This window comes from Afipia birgiae 34632, assembly GCF_000308295.2.
GTDB lineage: Bacteria > Pseudomonadota > Alphaproteobacteria > Rhizobiales > Xanthobacteraceae > Afipia > Afipia birgiae.
The window spans coordinates 2,599,705-2,614,190 of the sequence record NZ_HG326652.1; the positions used below are offsets into that span (position 1 = coordinate 2,599,705).

A 14,486-nucleotide genomic window follows, 5' to 3' on the forward strand; every position below is an offset into this window, starting at 1 on the left:
GCCTGCGGTTACGCGTTGTCGTACCTAAAAACCATAGGTGTAAGATTAAATGCTCGATGAAAAGCTTCAGCCGATTTTCGCTGATGTTCTACGCCGCAATCCAGGCGAAGAAGAATTCCACCAGGCCGTACGCGAAGTGCTCGACAGCCTCGGAGCCGTCGTCGCCAAGCATCCGCACTACGCAGAGGACGCGCTGATCGAGCGCATCTGCGAACCTGAGCGGCAGATCATTTTCCGCGTGCCGTGGGTCGACGACAAGGGTCAGGTCCAGATCAATCGCGGCTTCCGCGTCCAGTTCAATTCGGCGCTCGGCCCGTTCAAGGGCGGCATCCGTTTTCATCCGACCGTCTATCTCGGCACCATCAAGTTTCTGGGCTTCGAGCAGACGTTCAAGAATGCACTGACCGGCATGCCGATCGGCGGCGGCAAGGGCGGCTCGGACTTCGATCCGAAGGGCCGCTCCGCCGGCGAGATCATGCGCTTCTGCCAGTCGTTCGTGACCGAACTCTATCGTCATCTCGGTGAATACACCGACGTGCCGGCCGGCGACATCGGCGTCGGTCAGCGCGAAATCGGCTACATGTTCGGCCAGTACAAACGCATCACCAACCGTTACGAATCCGGCGTGCTCACCGGCAAGGGCCTCACTTGGGGCGGCTCGCAGGTGCGCACCGAGGCCACCGGTTATGGCGCGGTCTATTTCGTCGAGCGCATGCTGCGCACGCGCGGCCAGAGCTTCGACGGCAAGAAGGTGATCGCATCGGGTGCGGGTAACGTCTCCATCTACACGATGGAGAAAGTGTCGGAACTCGGTGGCCGTGTCATCGCGTGCTCGGATTCCGACGGCTACGTCGTCGACCAGGCCGGCATCGATCTCGACCTGCTCAAGGAGATCAAGGAAATCAAGCGCGGCCGCGTGGCCGATTACGCGAAGGCGCGCGGCAACGGCGCGACATTCGTTCCGGCGGGACGGATCTGGGATGTGCCCGCTGACGTGGCGATGCCGTCGGCGACCCAGAACGAGCTTAACGGCCAGGACGCGCGCACGCTGGTGAAGAACGGCGTGATCGCGGTCGGCGAAGGCGCCAACATGCCCTCCACGCCGGAAGCAGTCCGGACGTTCCTCGACGCAGGCATTCTGTTTGCGCCCGGCAAGGCCGCCAATGCCGGCGGCGTCGCCACCAGCGCGCTGGAGATGCAGCAGAACGCGTCGCGGGACTCCTGGACGTTCGAGGCGACCGAAGCACGTCTGGCCACCATCATGCACAGCATCCACGACCGCTGCGCGGAAATGGCCGACACCTACGGCTCGCCGGGCAACTACGTGCTGGGCGCCAACGTGGCGGGCTTCATCCGCGTCGCCGAATCCATGCGCGCGCTCGGCATCGTCTGACACCGGCACGCTTGCACGATACTCACCTCTCCCCGCTTGCGGGGAGAGGTCGGATTTAGCCAAGTCGTCCCGGCGAAGGCCGGGACCCATAACCACCGGCCTCTCCGGTGAACAGCGATACCAGCACCCCGCATAAAATCTGGCGACAGGGAGTATGGGTCCCGGCCTTCGCCGGGACGACGCCGCATTGTGCAGTCGTCGCTTGCACCAAGTCCGATTGCGCGCGACCATATCCGCCTCGCGGATGATCGGTCCCGATCGACACCCAACAAGAACGGAACACGAGGGCAGAATGCATCGCTGCGCGATACTCGACGACTATCAGAACGTCGCACTGACATTCGCGGACTGGTCGCCGCTCAAGGATAAGATCGACATCACCGTGTTCGACAAGCCGTTCGCGTCAAGCGACGCGGCGGTGCGCGCCTTGCAGGATTTCGAAATCGTCTGCGCCATGCGCGAGCGCACGGCTTTCAGCCGCGAGGTGCTGACCGCGCTGCCAAAGCTGAAACTGCTTCTGACATCCGGCATGCGCAATGCTGCGTTCGATCTGGAGACCGCGAAAGAGTGCGGCATCACGGTGTGCGGCACCGGCGGCGTCGGCAACGCCACCGCGGGACTGACCATCGGCCTGATGCTGGAACTGACCCGCAAAATCGGTTTCGAGAACGCCCGCATGCATGCGGGCGAGCCGTGGCAGACCACCATGGGACAGGATGTCGAAGGCATGACCCTCGGCGTGGTCGGCCTCGGCAAGCTGGGAACGAAGGTGGCGACGATTGCGAAAGCGCTCGGCATGAAGGTGATCGCCTGGAGCCAGAACCTGACGCCGGACGCCTGCTCCGCCGCGGGCGTAACCTACGCCACCAAGGACGAGCTGTTCGCCACCGCCGACATCGTCAGCATTCATCTCATTCTGAGCAAGCGCACGCGCGGGCTGATCACGGCCGAGGATCTCGCGCGCATGAAGCCGACAAGCTATCTCGTCAATGCTGCGCGCGGCCCGATCGTGGACGAAGCCGCGCTGCTGGATGCGCTTCAGCGCAAGAGGATCGCGGGCGCGGGTCTCGACACATTTTCGCGGGAACCGCTGCCGGTCGATCATCCGCTGCGCAAGCTCGGCAATGTCGTTCTGACGCCGCACATCGGTTACGTCACGGAAAATAACTACCGCCGCTACTACGGCGACATGGTCGAAGACATCGCCGCGTGGCTCAAGGGCGCGCCGGTGCGGGTGATGAGCTAACACCGCACAAACAAAAAGCCCGGCGCGAGGTCGGGCTTGAGTTACCGGGAGGAAAACGAATTTCAGTAGAAGTCCGACGAAATAAACTGAGTTCATATTGAGAAGGGCAAGATTGCCCTCCTGCTGCCCCGGATATCACCACATCGGCCGCGGTATGGCTGTACCCCGATTACAACACCGGACAAGTTACGGTATTCAAGTAACGGAAAAGTCAACTGACCCCGGCCAGCAAAAAGCCCGGCGCAAGGCCGGGCTTAGGTCTGAAAACCGGAGCGAGAAGCGATCAATACTTGGCGAGCACCGGGCCGCCCCAGTTGAACTTGTAGTTCACACCGACAAGGGCTGTCTGCAGCGTCAGGCGCGTCTCGTTCAGTGTTGGCGCGCCAAAAGTGCCCGGCGCGTTCGCGAACGCAATGTTCGTTCGGCCGAAGTCCATATAGCTGTATTCAGCGAACACCGACCAGTTCGGAGCGAACATCCATTCCAGGCCGCCGCCAACCGTCCACCCCGCGCGATTGCTACGCGCGGTCTCCGAAAGAAAGAGAAATGGGATCGTGCTGAAAACCTCGGTGTCGACGCGCGTCCATGCGCCACCGCCTTTTACGTAACCGAGCACCTGCGGAGCGAACAGGTAGCCCAGGCGAGCGGTCCCGGTATAGACGTCTCTCGTGGTCGTCTGCTGAAACACCCTCAACGGAGTCAGTCGCGGATCAGAGGAAACATTACTGCTGTTGATGTCGCCGAAGTCGAACATGCCTTGCACGCCAACGACCCAGTTTCCAGCGAACTGATAATCGCAGCCGACCTGCACGCCGCCGATGACAGCGCTTCCTTCGGAACTGCCAAACGCGAGCGGCGGTACGAACGGAACGCCCGCAGTATTGCTATTGGCGTTTTGTTCAATGGTGCCAGCCGCCGCCGACGTTGCCGCCGACATAGCAGCCGGTCCAGTTGTAGCTCACGATCGGAGCGACAGGCGCTTTCGTATACGTCCGGGCGGAGATATCGGCAGCCCGTGCGCTGGCTGCGCCGAGCACTGCAACGGCAGCAGCGATCAAAAGCCTCTTCATCAAATCCCTCCTCAAGAAAAATAAACGCTCAAAAAACTGGCAACAGGTTACGGAGGGTCTGAAAGCAATGATGTAGCGCACGGGCAACACCCCCGGTCATTAGCCAGAAGAGCCCTCCTTTCCAAACGATGCTGGGATACCCCAAACGAAAAATGCCCGCGACAGGCGCGGGCATTATCATTCCATTTGAAATCTTCGCTTAGCGGATCGTGACCGGCGCGGGTAGCGGCGGCACTGCCGTCGGCCCCTGATTGGCGACGCCCATCGAGGCGGTCGGACGCTGCTGCGGAGCGGCGTCGTTGGCCATCGACACAGGTGCGGGTCCGCCCTGATACGGCTGCGCGGACGCGGCGACAGGCGGCGGCTTGCCGCCCGGCAACACCACCACACGGGTACCGACCTTGGCGCGCTCGAACAGATCGGTGATGTCCTCGTTCAGCAGGCCGATGCAGCCCGACGAGACGAACTGACCAATGGTTGACGGCTGGTTGGTGCCGTGGATGCGGTACAAGGTCGAACCGAGATACATGGCGCGCGCGCCCATCGGGTTACCGTCGCCGCCGGCCATGAAGCGCGGCAGGTAAGGCTGGCGCTCGATCATTTCCGTCGGTGGGTGCCAATCCGGCCATTCCGCCTTGCGGGTGATCTTCTGCACGCCGGTCCAGGTAAAGCCATCCCGCCCGACGCGGACGCCGTAGCGGATCGCCCGGCCATTGCCGAGAACGTAATAGAGATGCGTGTTCGGCGTATCGACGATGATGGTGCCGGCAGGCTCCTTCGTCGGATAGTTCACTTCCTGCTTGCGCAGGTTCGGCGGCAATTCCTTGCGCGGGCCGGTTTCGGGCTGTTCTTCCGGCGGCAGCGCCGACAGAGCCATCGGCTGTCCATTGGGCGCGACGTTGCCCTGCTGGACTGCGCCGGCATCGATTCCGCCCGGCGGACGCGGACGATCTGTAAAATCGGCGCCCTGCGGCGGGCCGCGCTCGCTGTAAATCGGGGCCGGGCCGCGATCCGAATAGGCCGGCGCAGGCGGCGCGCCCGAATAGGCCGTGGGACGGCCATAGCGCGGATCATCCGGCGACATCACCGGGCCGCGCGGGTCCAGTCCCGGCTGCTGATAGCTGTGCTGCTGCGGAGCGGACTGCTGGTAATTCGGCTGCTGCTGATAACCGGGAGGCGACAGCGCGGTGCCGCGGTCATCGCCGTCAAGCCGGTCGAAATCCGGAACCCCGCGGCGGTCGTCCTGATAGCCGCCCGGCGCGCCATACGGCGCGGGCTGGAGCGGCTGTGAATAGCCCGGAGGCGGCGGATAGGATTGCGCCAGAGCGACAGGCGCACCTGCCAGACCGGCTACCGCGGAAACCGCAAAAGCCGTCGTGAAAGACTTGGAAAGCCGATTGAACATCATGCCCCTTTTATAGCGCGAACCCGCCACCGTATCGTTAACGGCAGTTCGCGCAGGATAGCGGCGCATTCAAGACATTGATTGAAAAAAGCGCCTTGGAATGGCTGACATTTTCGCGAGATTGCAACCGGGCAACAGGTTCTGGGCAATGTCGCGGCACACCCGGGTCCAGCCTAACTTTTTTCGGGCAATTTCGCGGCGTGCGATATCCTTGATCTCGGGTCTGATTCGAGCCTTTCGCCCGTTCATCGCGCCCTGTTCCCCGGCCTCTGTTCAGCTTTCCGGTCAGGGTTTTGTGTTTTCCAGCGTTCGCAAGCGTTCCGTTTTGGCTCGATCATCTTCGCGCCGCCATCGTCGAAGGCAGGACACGACAATATGCTCCCCGGCTTCCGAATCCTGTTTGCGACGACCGTGCTGGCGATTTCCATTCTGGTCTTCGGCCTCGGCGCTGCGGCGCTGCTGCGCGCCGCGCACGAGGAATTCGCCAGCCTGCCGTCATGGCGGCTGGCCCAGCAGCCGGTTCTCACACCATTCACGCCGCAGGTGCCTCGGCTCGAAACCACGCCGGTGCTGGCGATGCTAAGAATCGAAGCGCCGGGGACGAAGCCGCTTCCGGAAACGTTTCGCCCGCAGGTCGTTCTGCCTGAACCGGCTCCGCAGCAACCGGCCACCACTCAGGTCACGCCCGCCGAGGTACTGGATGTAAGACCAGCCGAGACGGCGACGCAGGACAGCGGCAGCGCGGTCAAGGACGCCGATGAGGCAACGGCAAGCGCGCCTGTTAGCGAGCAGGCCGCGGCCTGGAGCGCGCCGGCCAGCATCGAGACTCCTGCAAAGCCCGACGCCGCGCTCCAGGAAGCCAATGCTCCTGACGTGAAGACGCCGGACGTCAAGGCGCCCGACAGCAGGATCCTCGAACCGGCGCAGCCCGCACCCACGGAGCTGAAGTCATCCGAGTTGAAGTCATCCGAGTTGAAGTCATCCGAGTTGAAGTCCTGGGAGTTGAAGTCCTGGGAGTTGAAGTCTTGGGAATTGAAGTCCGCCGAGCTGAAGTCATCGGACGTCAAACCGTCGCCGTCGAAAGCGCCGGTGACCGAAGCCTCCGAACCTCTGTCGACGGTGGCATCGATCGAACGCTCATCAGAGGCGACCGCTTCCGCCACCGAGCCGTATCCGGCTGCGAAAAAAAACCGGCGCGCGAGCGCCCGTGCCATCGCACAGCGGCGTGAGGCGGCACGCGCCCGCGCCGAAGCGCGCGCGAGGGCCGAACAACTGCGGCAGCAGCAAAACGCATTTTCCCTGTTCGGCGGCTAGTGCCTGAATCCGAAGCCCGCGTCATTTTGCACCGCGAGCCGCCACGCCAAGACGGCAGAGCTACGCGGGTCAGGTCGCCTACGCAGGCCTATGGTCTGCAATGCCATTCCATGACGGATAAGAAATATTCTCTTAAGAGCATCTTATCCAGCTTAAAACGCTCTTAAGAGCTAATGCATTGCACCTCACTCAATTCCATGCTATGCTTTCAAGAGCAGATTAACCGCCTTAAAGGCTCTTGAGAGCACATGGTCGCCTTAAATAAACTTCAAAAAGCCCCACCATATCCAGTGGAACAGGCCCTCAAGCGCTTGGGCGAAAACCTGCGCACGGCAAGAATCCGCCGGAGCATTACGATCGCAGATGCCGCAGCAAGGATCGGCACGGGACCGCGTGCAGTCATGGATGCCGAGAAAGGCAAGGCCTCTACCGGCATCGTCGTCTACGCAGGGCTTCTCTGGCTCTATGATCTCCTTCAGCCTTTTGAAGATATCGCCGATCCCTTGAAGGATCCGGAGGGGCTTTCGCTGCAATCAGCGAGAGAACGCACCCGCGTGCGCAAGAGCGGCGGCCTCGATAATGACTTCTAAGACCGGCACGGAATGCTTTGTCTACATGACACTGCCGGGTGAAACCGAGTCCGTGACAGCAGGACGTTTCGAATTGACGAAGGACCGGCGCGGCAATGCGCTCGGCAAATTCGTCTACGGCAAATCCTATCTCGCACGCGGCAACGCCGTCGCCATAGATCCGATCGAACTCAAGCTCTCAGGCGCGACTTACGAAACAGCGCGGCTGAATGGCGTGTTCGGCGCGCTCCGAGATTTGGGTCCTGACTATTGGGGCCGTCGCGTGATTGAGAAACGCGCGGGCATCCCGCAACTCGGCGAACTCGATTACTTGCTCAACTCAGCCGACGACCGCGCGGGAGCACTTGGCTTTGGCCTGGGTCAGAACCCGCCCGCCCCCCGGCGCAAGTTCAATAAAACACTTGAACTCGCGAAGCTTCAGGAAATTGCCGAAGCGCTGATGCGCGAGGAAGATATCAAGACGGAAGAAGCTGCTCAGATACAGGATCTGATGCTGATTGGCACGTCGATGGGCGGCGCGCGCCCAAAAGCTGTCGTGGAAGACGCTGATGGATTGTGGGTCGCAAAATTCAATCGTCCCGACGATCGCTGGAACAACGCGCGCGTCGAACACGCCATGCTTGAGCTTGCAAAAATCTGCGGCATTAGCGTTGCGGCGAACCGCATCGAAACCATTGCCGGAAAGGATGTATTGCTGATCAAGCGCTTTGACCGAGCAAAGACCGGCAAGGGATACACAAAATCAAGAATGATCAGCGGCCTTACTCTGCTTCGCGCCGAGGAAACACCGGACGCGAGATGGTCCTATGTCCTGATGGCCGAGGAGCTGCGCCGTGTGGTGGAAGAACCCAAAAGGGATGCGCTCGAGCTTTTTCGCCGTATGACTTTCAACGCGCTGATTTCGAACATCGACGATCATCCGCGCAACCATGCTCTCATTGCGAAAGAGCGTGAGTGGAGTCTCTCCCCTGCCTATGATTTGACCCCAGCAGCTGTGGTCGCTCAGGATCACCGCGACCTCGCGATGGAGATCGGCGATCTGGGCCGTTATGCAAATGCCAAGAACCTTCTTTCGCAACACACGCGATTTCTCCTCGAAGAGGAAGAAGCGAAGGCCATTGTTTCAGGTATGACCGACAAGGTACGCACGACCTGGTACGATGTTGTCCGCGCGCAAGGGGTAACTGAAAAGGATGCTGAAACGATCCGAAGCGCATTTGTGTACGAGGGCTTTTCATTTTGACGGAGTGGCGCGCTTCTGCGCCCAGGAACGCCGGACTTTGCTTGACTACGCCGGACCGGTTACCACCGGCGGCCCCCCCTGCTCGCCCCATTCCGACCATGAGCCGTCATAGAGCGCGGTGTCGGCGATGCCGAGCCGGTACAGCGCCAATGTCAGCACGCCGGCGGATACGCCGGAGCCGCAGCTCGTGACGATGGGCTTGTCGAGATCGACACCCGCGCCGGAAAACGCCGCGCGCAAGTCCTCAAGCGGCTTCATCGCACCGGTGTTGGCATCGAACAGGCCCGCGTAAGGCACGCTTCTCGCACCGGGAATATGTCCGCCCCGCAGGCCCGGACGCGGTTCGGGCACAGAGCCCTCGAACCGCGCGCTCGGCCGCGCGTCGATCACCTGCTCGGCCTTGCTCTCAAGATTTCCGATCAGCTGCTGCATGCTGCGGACACGTCTGGCGTCGAACGTCGCCTTGAAGGTCGCAGGCTTCGGCTTTGCGTCGCCGCTCTCGACGGCGCGCCCTTCAGCCAGCCACTTCTTCAGGCCGCCATCGAGCACGCGCACATTTGCGTGGCCGAACGAGAGGAACATCCACCATCCGCGCGGCGCTGCGACCCAGCCGCCGGCGTCGTACAGCACCACGGTGTCGTCGTTGCCGATGCCGAGCGCTCCGATGTCGCGGCCGAACTGCTCGGCCGACGGAAACATGTGCGGCAGCGGGCTCGCGTGATCCGACACCGCATCGACATCGAAGAACACCGCGCCCGGAATGTGCTGCGCCAGATAGTCGTCCTTCGGCAGCGGCAGGACGCCGGGCAGCTTGAATGTCGCATCGAGAACTTTCACGCGCGGATCGTTCAGGTGCGCGGCAAGCCATTCGGTGGAGACGAGAGGGTCGGTGCTCATGTCTATTCCCTGCAGTTCGCTATCAACAATGTCGTCATTGCGAGGAGCATAGCGACGAAGCAATCCAGTCTTGCTTGTTGCTTCTGGATTGCTTCGCTTCGCTCGCAATGACGAAAACGCTCAATCCTTCTTCTTCGGCTCGACCTTCTCGACCGGACCGCCGGCGGCCTTCCATGCGGTGAAGCCGCCGCCGAGATGTGCCACGGGAGCAAGCCCCATGTCCTGCGCGGTCTTGGCGGCCAGCGCCGAGCGCCAGCCCGAGGCGCACTGGAATAGGAACTTCTTGTTTTCCTGAAACACCGGCTTGGCGTAGGGGCTTTCCGGATCGATCCAGAATTCCAGCATGCCGCGCGGACAGTGAAACGCGCCGGGAATGCGACCTTCGCGTTCGATCTCGCGCGGATCGCGCAAATCGACGATCACGACCTCGTCCTGCCCGACGCCACCTTGCGGAAAACGCTCGACGGCTTCCGCCGCATTGATGGTCTCGATCTGCGCGTTGGCTTCGTCGAGAAGTTTTTTGTAACCGCGGGTAATTGTAGAGGGCATTTTTTCTTCCGGTCATGGGGGCGGGGTGAATGGCGCAACACTCGCCTCTTCCCGCCAACAAGACAAGGCAGAAAACTACCGCGTCAATTCCTTCATCGCGCCCTCAAGTCCCTCGAGGGTCAGCGGGAACATGCGCTCGGAGAACAGCCGGCGGATCACGGTGGTGGATTCCGAATAATCCCAGTGCTTGCGCGCGACGGGATTGAGCCAGACCGCATGCGGATAGGTGCGCGTCACGCGCTCCAGCCACACCGAGCCGGGTTCCTCGTTGACGTGCTCAACCGAGCCGCCCGGCACCACGATCTCATACGGCGACATCGACGCGTCGCCGACGAACACGACCTTATAGTCATGCGGATACTTGTGCAGGATATCCCAGGTCGGGGTGCGGTCGGTGAAGCGGCGCTTGTTGCTCTTCCACACGCCCTCATAGAGACAGTTGTGGAAGTAGAAATACTCCATGTGCTTGAACTCGGCCTTCGCCGCCGAGAACAGTTCCTCGACCTGCGCGATATGACCGTCCATCGATCCGCCGATGTCGAAGAAGATCAGGACCTTTACCGCATTGCGCCGCTCGGGGCGCATGTGGACGTCGAGATAGCCGTGGTTGGCGGTTTCCCGAATGGTGGTGTCGAGATCGAGTTCGTCTGGCGCACCGGTGCGCGCGAACTTGCGCAGGCGGCGCAGCGCCACCTTGATGTTGCGGATGCCGAGTTCGACGTTGCCGTCGAGATCCTTGAACTCGCGCTTGTCCCAGACCTTCACCGCGGAGAAGTTGCGGTTCTTCTCCTGGCCGATGCGGATGCCTTCCGGATTGTAGCCGTTCGCACCGAAGGGAGACGTGCCGCCGGTGCCGATCCACTTGCTGCCGCCCTCGTGGCGCTTCTTCTGTTCCTCAAGACGCTTCTTCAGTGTCTCCATGAGCTTGTCCCAGCCCATAGCCTCGATCTGCTTTTTCTCTTCCTCGGTGAGATATTTCTCGGCGGCCTTGCGCAGCCACTCTGCCGGGATCTCGGCCTTGTCCATGGCGTCCAGCAGGCTTTCGAGCCCCTTGAACACGGTGCCGAACACGCGGTCGAACTTGTCGAGATTGCGCTCGTCCTTCACCAGCGATGCGCGCGACAGATAATAGAAATGCTCCACGCTCTGATCCGCGAGGTTGGCGTCGAGCGCCTCCATCAGCGTCAGATATTCACGCAGCGTGACCGGCACCTGCGCGTCGCGCAGCGATGTGAAGAATTGCAGGAACATGGGACTTAGATCGCCTCCGCAGCCGCTTCCGTCAAGTGCGGGCGCCGCCCTCACTGACGGATTAGAGTGATGAAACTACAGGCTTGCGGGCCAGCCGTCTGCCCGCGCGCGGCCTGAAAACCGCCCTGCAAGGCAGGCCTGCGTTCAAAAACAGTACTGGCGCGGTTTGGATTGGTGTGCAAATTCATTTAAACTGTTGTTTGACGCCCCCCGGACCGCTCCAGCCGGAGACAGTTCGCGGCGTTGACCGGGGACGCGCGACGCCCCGAGGCGGGAGTCGCAGCGTTTAAAACAAGGGGTTTGGCTGATGGGCATTGAATCCATTATTGTTTGGCTGATCGTTGGCGCGATCGCCGGCTGGCTTGCGGGTCTTATCGTCAAGGGCGGCGGCTTCGGCCTGCTCGGCAACATCGTGATCGGCATCGTCGGCGCAGTCGTCGCCGGCTGGCTGCTGCCGCAACTCGGCATTCGTCTCGGAACCGGCATCGTCAGCGCGATCATCAACTCCGCGATCGGCGGCATTATCGTGCTGGTCATCCTCTCATTGATCCGCCGCGCGTGACGACCTAAACGGCTTCGGGAAGCGACCGCCCATAAAGCGGTCGCTTCTTGTTTGAAACGAAACGGCGGCGGCATTCTCTTTCGCAAAACAAACGAACCCAGACAAACTGACCAAGGCAAACTTCGATGAAATTTACCGGCACCAAGAATTACGTCGCCACCGATGATCTCAAGGTCGCGGTCAACGCCGCGATCGTGCTCGAACGTCCCCTGCTCGTGAAGGGCGAACCCGGCACCGGCAAGACCGTGCTGGCGGAAGAAGTCGCCAAGGCGCTCGATGCGCCGCTGCTGACCTGGCACATCAAGTCCACCACCAAGGCGCAGCAGGGCCTCTACGAATACGACGCGGTCTCGCGTCTGCGCGACAGCCAGCTCGGCGATCCGCGCGTGTCCGACATTTCCAACTACATCAAGCGCGGCAAGCTCTGGGATGCCTTCACCAGCGAGAAGCGCCCTGTCCTGCTGATCGATGAAATCGACAAGGCGGACATCGAATTCCCGAACGACCTGCTGCTCGAACTCGACCGCATGGAATTCCATGTCTATGAGACCGGCGAAACCATCAAGGCGAAGCAGCGCCCGATCATCATGATCACGTCGAACAACGAGAAGGAACTGCCGGACGCGTTCCTGCGCCGCTGTTTCTTCCACTACATCAAGTTCCCCGACATCGACACCATGAACGCCATCGTGGAAGTCCACTTCCCCGACATCAAGAAGCGTCTGGTGCAGGAAGCGATGAAGATCTTCTTCGAAGTGCGCGACGTGCCGGGCCTGAAGAAGAAGCCCTCGACCTCGGAACTGCTCGACTGGCTCAAGCTCCTGCTCAACGAAGAAATGACGGTGGAGCAACTGCGCGAACGCGATCCGCGCAAGCTGATCCCGCCGCTGCACGGCGCGCTGCTCAAGAACGAGCAGGACGTCCACCTGTTCGAGCGCCTCGCCTTCCTCAGCCGCCGGGAAGTTTAGCTTTCTCATCCCTCCCCCTTGTGGGGAGGGATAGGCGGCCTTCGGCCGCCGTCGCTAAAGAACGCCGATGCGTTGCATCGGCTATGGCGAAGCGCCGGGGTGGGGGTTCACATCCGGCACATCGCGAGAAATCCCCCACCCGACGTGCTGTTCGCTTCGCTCCAGCAAGCCACCCTCCCCACAAGGGGGAGGGAGAAGAAGCCGCTGCGGCGCACGCTGCGAACTCCTCTGAACGCCGCATGACACTGGCCACTGTCGCCGGGCGCGCCTACACTGGCGACCTCGGATGCGAGGTGCCGCGTGACCAAAAAGCACGTCGATCGCCGCCTGACAGCCATTCTCGCCGCGGACGTCGCCGGCTACAGCCGGCTAATGGGCGCGGACGAGGAAGGCACCCACGCACAGCTGAAGGCGCACCGCCACGACCTGATCGACCGGCGGATCAAGAAACATCGCGGGCGTATCATCAACACCGCCGGCGACGGATTGCTGGCGGAATTCGCCAGTGCGGTCGAAGCCGTGCGCTGCGCGGTCGAAATCCAGCGCGCGATGATCACACGCAATACGAATGTGCCTGCGGGGAGCCGGCTCGAATTCCGGATCGGCATCAATGTCGGCGATGTCATCGAGGACGGTAGCGAAATCTTCGGCGGCGGCGTCAACGTCGCAGCCCGGCTGGAGAGTATCGCGCCGAGCGGCGGCGTCTGTATTTCCAGGCAAGTGCTCGACCAGATCGAAGGCAAGCTCAGGCTTCAGTTCCGCGAAATGGGTCGTCAGAACCTGAAGAACATTGCACGGCCGATCGAGGTCTTTGCGATCGATCTCCATGACGGTGCATCCAAGGCGGCGCGCATCCTGACCGGCGCGAATCTCAAGCAGGAGATTCGCTATTGCAGGGCTGCTGACGGAGTGCGGCTGGCTTTTGCGAAGGTCGGCAACGGCCCGCCCTTGCTGCGAACGGCGCACTGGCTCGGGCATCTCGAGTATGACTGGGAGCTGCCGATCTTTCGCCGCCTCCTGCTCGAGCTGGCCTCGACCTTTTCGCTGGTCCGCTTCGACGCGCGCGGCAACGGGCTGTCGGATTGGGATGTCGGCAATATCTCGCTGGATCACTGGGTAAGCGACATGGAAAGCGTCGCGGACGCGGCGGGCCTCGACCGGTTTCCGATTCTTGCCTTGTCTCAAGGATGCGCGGTGGCGATCGCGTTCGCTGTCCGACATCCGGATCGGGTGTCCCATTTGATCCTGTACGGAGGTTTTGCCACCGGCGTCTACAAGAGCCCGAACGTGACGCCCGCCGCGCGCGAGCAGTTCGACGCGATGAAAACGCTGATGAAGCTCGGCTGGGGCGCGAACGAGCCAACCTTCCGCCAGCTCTTCACGGCGTCGATGATCCCCACTGCGACGAAGGAACAGATGGACGCCTTCAACGAGGCCCAGCGCGTCAGCGCGTCGGCGGAATGCGCTGTCAGATATCTGGAAACTGTCATCAACTTCGACGTCCGCGACCTGCTGCCGCAAATCAAGGTGCCCACCCTCGTCATGCATGTCCGCGATGACCGCAGGGTGCCGATTGCGTCAGGCCGCGAGATAGCGGCAGCCATTCCCGGCGCGCGGTTCGTCACACTGCCGGGCAAAAACCATATCCCGCTCGAACAGGATCCCAGCTTGCCGATCTTTCTCGACGAGATCCGCCGGTTTCTCGGCGGCACCTAGGCTCGCTTTACCCGCTCGCCTGTTCTGTTCCAGTCACGCCCCCGCGCGCATCACATTCTGCGGCGGAGTTTTTCCCGGTGCATGACGACCAGATGAGATCGCAGGCCGTAGCCGACGCCGATGCCTGCGGCGAACACCAGAGCAATGAACAGAACTTCGGACATGGCTGCCTCTTGTGAGAGGATCGCCGGGCGCAGTATACCGCCCGGCGATCCCGTCGTGGTATTGACGGACATGGGCAATTGTCCGCAATCGGACGTTAATCCGACGGTACGCGCGCGC

15 protein-coding genes are annotated in these 14,486 nt (G+C 61.7%); 8 read left to right on the plus strand and 7 right to left on the minus strand.

Annotated features, from left to right (window positions below; all coding sequences use genetic code 11):
* Positions 1 to 49 precede the first annotated feature (49 nt).
* Complete coding sequence (gene gdhA / locus BN32_RS12235) at positions 50 to 1,393, plus strand: NADP-specific glutamate dehydrogenase (protein ID WP_019198490.1); 1,344 nt, start codon at positions 50 to 52, stop codon at positions 1,391 to 1,393.
* Positions 1,394 to 1,685: 292 nt separating this feature from the next.
* Entirely contained in the window at positions 1,686 to 2,639 is a 954-nt protein-coding gene (locus BN32_RS12240) for a D-2-hydroxyacid dehydrogenase family protein (RefSeq protein ID WP_019198491.1), read from the plus strand.
* A gap of 283 nt (positions 2,640 to 2,922) precedes the next feature.
* On the opposite strand, the gene BN32_RS12245 is transcribed toward BN32_RS12240, so the two are convergent.
* The 3 genes from BN32_RS12245 to BN32_RS12250 all read right to left on the minus strand — a co-directional run bounded on the left by BN32_RS12245 (position 2,923) and on the right by BN32_RS12250 (position 5,114).
* Positions 2,923 to 3,576: an outer membrane protein gene (locus tag BN32_RS12245; RefSeq protein WP_019198492.1), complete on the minus strand. Its 654-nt coding sequence runs from the start codon at positions 3,574 to 3,576 to the stop codon at positions 2,923 to 2,925.
* A complete protein-coding gene (locus tag BN32_RS26805; protein ID WP_019198493.1) occupies positions 3,539 to 3,709 on the minus strand; it encodes a hypothetical protein in 171 nt (56 codons plus the stop codon). The genes BN32_RS12245 and BN32_RS26805 overlap by 38 nt, the downstream gene beginning before the upstream one ends.
* A gap of 199 nt (positions 3,710 to 3,908) precedes the next feature.
* Positions 3,909 to 5,114: a L,D-transpeptidase gene (locus BN32_RS12250; RefSeq protein ID WP_040426388.1), complete on the minus strand. Its 1,206-nt coding sequence runs from the start codon at positions 5,112 to 5,114 to the stop codon at positions 3,909 to 3,911.
* Positions 5,115 to 5,489: 375 nt separating this feature from the next.
* Here BN32_RS12250 and BN32_RS12255 point away from each other — a divergent pair, with 375 nt between their 5' ends.
* The 3 genes from BN32_RS12255 to BN32_RS12265 all read left to right on the plus strand — a co-directional run bounded on the left by BN32_RS12255 (position 5,490) and on the right by BN32_RS12265 (position 8,261).
* Positions 5,490 to 6,428, plus strand: a complete 939-nt coding sequence (locus tag BN32_RS12255) for a hypothetical protein (protein WP_019198495.1) — start codon at positions 5,490 to 5,492, stop codon at positions 6,426 to 6,428.
* Positions 6,429 to 6,676: 248 nt separating this feature from the next.
* Positions 6,677 to 7,018: a helix-turn-helix domain-containing protein gene (locus BN32_RS12260; protein WP_040425671.1), complete on the plus strand. Its 342-nt coding sequence runs from the start codon at positions 6,677 to 6,679 to the stop codon at positions 7,016 to 7,018.
* Between the two features lie 25 nt (positions 7,019 to 7,043).
* A complete protein-coding gene (locus BN32_RS12265) occupies positions 7,044 to 8,261 on the plus strand; it encodes a type II toxin-antitoxin system HipA family toxin (RefSeq protein WP_244438170.1) in 1,218 nt (405 codons plus the stop codon).
* Positions 8,262 to 8,306: 45 nt separating this feature from the next.
* Here BN32_RS12265 and sseA read toward each other — a convergent pair whose 3' ends face one another.
* The 3 genes from sseA to BN32_RS12280 all read right to left on the minus strand — a co-directional run bounded on the left by sseA (position 8,307) and on the right by BN32_RS12280 (position 10,958).
* Positions 8,307 to 9,158, minus strand: coding sequence for a 3-mercaptopyruvate sulfurtransferase (gene sseA, locus BN32_RS12270; RefSeq protein WP_019198498.1), 852 nt, complete (start codon positions 9,156 to 9,158; stop codon positions 8,307 to 8,309).
* 120 nt (positions 9,159 to 9,278) lie between these two features.
* Positions 9,279 to 9,707 carry a rhodanese-like domain-containing protein gene (locus BN32_RS12275; protein ID WP_019198499.1) on the minus strand — a complete coding sequence of 143 codons (429 nt, stop codon included), beginning with the start codon at positions 9,705 to 9,707 and terminating at the stop codon, positions 9,279 to 9,281.
* Between the two features lie 75 nt (positions 9,708 to 9,782).
* A complete protein-coding gene (locus BN32_RS12280) occupies positions 9,783 to 10,958 on the minus strand; it encodes a vWA domain-containing protein (RefSeq protein ID WP_019198500.1) in 1,176 nt (391 codons plus the stop codon).
* A gap of 307 nt (positions 10,959 to 11,265) precedes the next feature.
* On the opposite strand from BN32_RS12280, the gene BN32_RS12285 reads away from it, so the two are divergent.
* From BN32_RS12285 to BN32_RS12295, 3 genes are all read left to right on the plus strand, one after another.
* Entirely contained in the window at positions 11,266 to 11,520 is a 255-nt protein-coding gene (locus BN32_RS12285; protein ID WP_019198501.1) for a GlsB/YeaQ/YmgE family stress response membrane protein, read from the plus strand.
* A 125-nt stretch (positions 11,521 to 11,645) separates the two neighbouring features.
* Positions 11,646 to 12,488: an AAA family ATPase gene (locus tag BN32_RS12290; RefSeq protein WP_019198502.1), complete on the plus strand. Its 843-nt coding sequence runs from the start codon at positions 11,646 to 11,648 to the stop codon at positions 12,486 to 12,488.
* Positions 12,489 to 12,788: 300 nt separating this feature from the next.
* Positions 12,789 to 14,204 carry an alpha/beta fold hydrolase gene (locus BN32_RS12295; RefSeq protein ID WP_019198503.1) on the plus strand — a complete coding sequence of 472 codons (1,416 nt, stop codon included), beginning with the start codon at positions 12,789 to 12,791 and terminating at the stop codon, positions 14,202 to 14,204.
* A gap of 50 nt (positions 14,205 to 14,254) precedes the next feature.
* Here BN32_RS12295 and BN32_RS12300 read toward each other — a convergent pair whose 3' ends face one another.
* Positions 14,255 to 14,440 (minus strand): hypothetical protein, encoded by a 186-nt coding sequence (locus BN32_RS12300; protein ID WP_019198504.1) that lies wholly within the window; start codon positions 14,438 to 14,440, stop codon positions 14,255 to 14,257.
* Positions 14,441 to 14,486 lie beyond the last annotated feature (46 nt).

Coding starts and splice junctions, on each gene's coding strand:
- BN32_RS12290 (WP_019198502.1), top strand. CDS start 11,646: ATGAAATTTACCGGCACCAAGAATTACGTCGCCACCGATGATCTCAAG.
- BN32_RS12285 (WP_019198501.1), top strand. CDS start 11,266: ATGGGCATTGAATCCATTATTGTTTGGCTGATCGTTGGCGCGATCGCC.
- BN32_RS26805 (WP_019198493.1), bottom strand. CDS start 3,709: ATGAAGAGGCTTTTGATCGCTGCTGCCGTTGCAGTGCTCGGCGCAGCC.
- BN32_RS12240 (WP_019198491.1), top strand. CDS start 1,686: ATGCATCGCTGCGCGATACTCGACGACTATCAGAACGTCGCACTGACA.
- sseA (WP_019198498.1), bottom strand. CDS start 9,158: ATGAGCACCGACCCTCTCGTCTCCACCGAATGGCTTGCCGCGCACCTG.
- BN32_RS12265 (WP_244438170.1), top strand. CDS start 7,044: ATGACACTGCCGGGTGAAACCGAGTCCGTGACAGCAGGACGTTTCGAA.
- BN32_RS12300 (WP_019198504.1), bottom strand. CDS start 14,440: ATGTCCGTCAATACCACGACGGGATCGCCGGGCGGTATACTGCGCCCG.
- BN32_RS12255 (WP_019198495.1), top strand. CDS start 5,490: ATGCTCCCCGGCTTCCGAATCCTGTTTGCGACGACCGTGCTGGCGATT.
- BN32_RS12250 (WP_040426388.1), bottom strand. CDS start 5,114: ATGTTCAATCGGCTTTCCAAGTCTTTCACGACGGCTTTTGCGGTTTCC.
- BN32_RS12275 (WP_019198499.1), bottom strand. CDS start 9,707: ATGCCCTCTACAATTACCCGCGGTTACAAAAAACTTCTCGACGAAGCC.
- gdhA (WP_019198490.1), top strand. CDS start 50: ATGCTCGATGAAAAGCTTCAGCCGATTTTCGCTGATGTTCTACGCCGC.
- BN32_RS12260 (WP_040425671.1), top strand. CDS start 6,677: ATGGTCGCCTTAAATAAACTTCAAAAAGCCCCACCATATCCAGTGGAA.
- BN32_RS12280 (WP_019198500.1), bottom strand. CDS start 10,958: ATGTTCCTGCAATTCTTCACATCGCTGCGCGACGCGCAGGTGCCGGTC.
- BN32_RS12245 (WP_019198492.1), bottom strand. CDS start 3,576: ATGTCGGCGGCAACGTCGGCGGCGGCTGGCACCATTGAACAAAACGCC.